The sequence below is a fragment of the Methylobacterium sp. J-078 genome, assembly GCF_022829285.1.
GTDB lineage: Bacteria > Pseudomonadota > Alphaproteobacteria > Rhizobiales > Beijerinckiaceae > Methylobacterium.
Map to the genome: position 1 here is coordinate 1 of NZ_JAKSYI010000006.1, position 933 is coordinate 933.

Sequence of the window (933 nt, forward strand, 5' to 3'; positions counted from 1 at the left end):
GGTGCCGCGCGCCCGGCCGGCATGGATGGCGAGACACAGCAGCACCGTGAGCTGGCACGAGAACGCCTTGGTGGAGGCGACCCCGATCTCAGGGCCGGCCAGGGTCGGCACGACGGCCGAGGCCTCCCGCGCGATGGTGGAGGTCGGCACGTTGACGACCGCCAGCGTGTGCTGGCCCTGGCCCTTGGCGTAGCGCAGCGAGGCCAGGGTGTCGGCGGTCTCGCCCGATTGCGAGATGACGAGGGTGAGCCCGTCCCGGTCGAGCGGCGGCTCCCGGTAGCGCGCCTCCGAGGCGACGTCGATCTCGACGGGCAGGCGCGCCAGGCTCTCGAACCAGTACTTGGCCACGAGGCCGGCATAGTAGGCCGTGCCGCAGGCGGTGATCGAGATCCGCGAGAGCTTGGCGAAATCGAAGGGCAGGGCCTCGGGCAGCGCCACGCGGACTTGCGCGAGGTCGACGTAGTGGGCGAGCGTGCGGCCCACCACCTCCGGCTGCTCGGGGATCTCTTTCGCCATGAAGTGGCGGTGGTTGCCCTTCTCCACCCGGAAGGCTCGGACGCCCTGGCGCTGGCCCCCTTCACGGAGGCGATCACCTATCTGGACGAGGGCGACTGGGCGATCCTGACGCGTGAGGGCGCAGAGATCCGCGATCGCGCCGGCCGGCCCGTCACCCGCGAGCGCCAGCGCATCGTCGCCCAGGCCTTCCGGGTGGAGAAGGGCAACCACCGCCACTTCATGGCGAAAGAGATCCACGAGCAGCCGGAGGTGGTGGGCCGCACGCTCGCCCACTACGTCGACCTCGCGCAAGGCCGCGTGGCGCTGCCCGAGGCCCTGCCCTTCGATTTCGCCAAGCTCTCGCGGATCTCGATCACCGCCTGCGGCACGGCCTACTATGCCGGCCTCGTGGCCAAGTACTGGTTCGAGAGCCTGGCG

Annotated in this window: 2 pseudogenes; one reads left to right on the forward strand and one right to left on the reverse strand. The window is 70.7% G+C overall.

The window, feature by feature from the left end:
* A pseudogene (locus MKK58_RS00165) lies at nucleotides 1-552 on the reverse strand (SIS domain-containing protein); the annotation flags it as partial.
* Between MKK58_RS00165 and MKK58_RS00170 the strand changes: the two are divergent.
* Nucleotides 550-933, forward strand: a pseudogene (locus MKK58_RS00170) (glutamine--fructose-6-phosphate aminotransferase); the annotation flags it as partial. The pseudogenes MKK58_RS00165 and MKK58_RS00170 overlap by 3 nt on opposite strands.